This is a genomic window from Lapidilactobacillus wuchangensis (genome assembly GCF_003946645.1).
GTDB lineage: Bacteria > Bacillota > Bacilli > Lactobacillales > Lactobacillaceae > Lapidilactobacillus > Lapidilactobacillus wuchangensis.
This window is the reverse complement of sequence record NZ_RHOU01000030.1, coordinates 1-3226: the sequence shown is the minus strand read 5'-3', so window position 1 is coordinate 3226 and position 3226 is coordinate 1. Positions and strand designations below refer to the sequence as shown.

Annotated in this window: 2 rRNA genes; both read right to left on the bottom strand. The window is 49.2% G+C overall.

The window, feature by feature from the left end:
• Positions 1–108: ribosomal RNA gene (gene rrf / locus EKM82_RS11060) — 5S ribosomal RNA — on the bottom strand; the annotation flags it as partial.
• An 88-nt stretch (positions 109–196) separates the two neighbouring features.
• Positions 197–3115: ribosomal RNA gene (locus tag EKM82_RS11055) — 23S ribosomal RNA — on the bottom strand.
• Between the last annotated feature and the right edge of the window lie 111 nt (positions 3116–3226).

The window sequence follows — 3226 nt, the reverse complement described above, 5'->3', positions numbered from 1 at the left end:
CGCCCTATCCTCGCAGGCAGTCTCCCACCAACTACTTTCAGCGCTAAGAAGCTTAACTTCTGTGTTCGGCATGGATACAGGTGTATCCTTCTTGCTATCGCCACCACACTGCTTACTCTTAGAAAGAACTTTTCGTCCTCTCAAAACTGGATCCTATCTCTTCTGTTATTAACCGTGTTTCCATTCACCTTGACCTTTGGTCAAGTCCTCGACCGATTAGTACTAGTCCGCTCCATATATCGCTATACTTCCACTCCTAGCCTATCTACCTCATCATCTCTGAGGGGTCTTACTAACTTACGTTATGGGAAATCTCATCTTGAACGGGGCTTCACACTTAGATGCTTTCAGCGTTTATCCCTTCCATACATAGCTACCCAGCGATGCGCCTGGCGGCACAACTGGTACACCAGCGGTATGTCCATCCCGGTCCTCTCGTACTAAGGACAGCATTTCTCAAATTTCCTACGCCCGCGACGGATAGGGACCGAACTGTCTCACGACGTTCTGAACCCAGCTCGCGTACCGCTTTAATGGGCGAACAGCCCAACCCTTGGGACCAACTTCAGCCCCAGGATGCGATGAGCCGACATCGAGGTGCCAAACCTCCCCGTCGATGTGGACTCTTGGGGGAGATAAGCCTGTTATCCCCAGGGTAGCTTTTATCCGTTGAGCGATGGCCCTTCCATACGGAACCACCGGATCACTAAGCCCGACTTTCGTCCCTGCTCGACCTGTAAGTCTCGCAGTCAAGCTCCCTTATACCTTTACACTCTGCGAATGATTTCCAACCATTCTGAGGGAACCTTTGGGCGCCTCCGTTACATTTTAGGAGGCGACCGCCCCAGTCAAACTGCCTACCTGACACTGTCTCCCGCCACGTGTGTGGCGCGGGTTAGAGGGTTCATAAAACAAGGGTAGTATCCCACCAATGCCTCTGTGAAAACTAGCGTTCTCACTTCCTAGGCTCCTACCTATCCTGTACATGTTTCACAAACACTCAATATCAAGCTACAGTAAAGCTCCATGGGGTCTTTCCGTCCTGTCGCGGGTAACCCGCATCTTCACGGGTAATATAATTTCACCGAGTCTATCGTTGAGACAGTGCCCAAATCATTACGCCTTTCGTGCGGGTCGGAACTTACCCGACAAGGAATTTCGCTACCTTAGGACCGTTATAGTTACGGCCGCCGTTTACTGGGGCTTCATTTCGTACCTTCGCTTACGCTAAGCACTCCACTTAACCTTCCAGCACCGGGCAGGCGTCAGCCCCTATACGTCATCTTTCGATTTTGCAGAGACCTGTGTTTTTGATAAACAGTTGTTTGGGCCTATTCACTGCGGCTGACCTTACGGTCAGCACCCCTTCTCCCGAAGTTACGGGGTCATTTTGCCGAGTTCCTTAACGATAGTTCACTCGCTCACCTTAGGATATTCTCCTCGACTACCTGTGTCGGTTTGCGGTACGGGTGGTTTATTTCTCACTAGAAGCTTTTCTCGGCAGTGTGACATCAGTTGCTTCGCTACTTAAATTTCGCTCCCCATCACAACTTGTCCTTATGAAAATAAGCATTTGACTCATCTTCAGACTTGTTGCTTAGACATGCTTTTCCAGCTGCATGCTCAACTTAGCCTACTGCGTCCCTCCATCGCTCAAACAAAATAAACTAGTGCAGGAATCTCGACCTGCTTGCCATCGATTACGCCTTTCGGCCTCATCTTAGGTCCCGACTAACCCTGGGAGGACGAGCCTTCCCCAGGAAACCTTAGTCATTCGGTGGATCAGATTCTCACTGATCTTTCGCTACTCATACCGGCATTCTCACTTCTAAGCGCTCCACTAGTCCTTACGATCTAGCTTCATTGCCCTTAGAACGCTCTCCTACCACATCACCCTTAAGGGTGACATCCACAGTTTCGGTATCATACTTAGCCCCGGTACATTTTCGGCGCAGAATCACTCGACTAGTGAGCTATTACGCACTCTTTAAATGGTGGCTGCTTCTGAGCCAACATCCTAGTTGTCTGTGCAATTCCACATCCTTTTCCACTTAGCATGAATTAGGGACCTTAACTGGTGATCTGGGCTGTTTCCCTTTCGACTACGGATCTTATCACTCGCAGTCTGACTCCCGAGGACCGGATCAATGGCATTCGGAGTTTATCTGGATTCAGTAACCCTTGACGGGCCCCTAGTCCAAACAGTGCTCTACCTCCATGATCCTAGCCTCGAGGCTAGCCCTAAAGCTATTTCGGAGAGAACCAGCTATCTCCAAGTTCGTTTGGAATTTCACCGCTACCCACACCTCATCCCCGCATTTTTCAACATACGTGGGTTCGGTCCTCCAGTGCGTTTTACCACACCTTCAACCTGGACATGGGTAGGTCACTTGGTTTCGGGTCTACGTCCTCATACTTAACGCCCTATTCAGACTCGCTTTCGCTATGGCTCCATCTCTTCGATTTAACCTCGCATAAAAACGTAACTCGCCGGTTCATTCTACAAAAGGCACGCCATCACCCATTAACGGGCTCTGACTACTTGTAGGCACATGGTTTCAGGATCTATTTCACTCCCCTCCCGGGGTGCTTTTCACCTTTCCCTCACGGTACTGGTTCACTATCGGTCACTAGAGAGTATTTAGCCTTGGGAGATGGTCCTCCCGGTTTCCGACCGAATTTCACGTGTTCGGCCGTACTCAGGATCCAAGATGGAGAGAAACGGTTTTTGTCTACGAGGCTATCACTCTCTTTAGCTCAGCTTCCCAACTGATTCGACTAACTGTTTCCTTTGTAACTCCGCATATCTTGTCCTACAACCCCAATGAGCAAGCTCATTGGTTTGGGCTCTTTCCCGTTCGCTCGCCGCTACTTAGGAAATCGAATTTTCTTTCTCTTCCTGCAGGTACTGAGATGTTTCAGTTCCCCGCGTCTGCCTTTACTTAGCTATGTATTCACTAAGCAATCATTATCATCTCTGATAATTGGGTTCCCCCATTCGGAAATCTCCGGATCAAAGCTTACTTACAGCTCCCCGAAGCATATCGGTGTTCGTCCCGTCCTTCATCGGCTTCTAGTGCCAAGGCATCCACCATGCGCCCTTTATAACTTGACCATTTGAAAACCTACGGTTTTCGTTGGTTATTTGTTGCTCACAACTTTCGTTGCGCGGTGTTTTTGTTTCTCGGTTAATTACAGATTTAATAGTATCCAGTTTTCAAAGAAC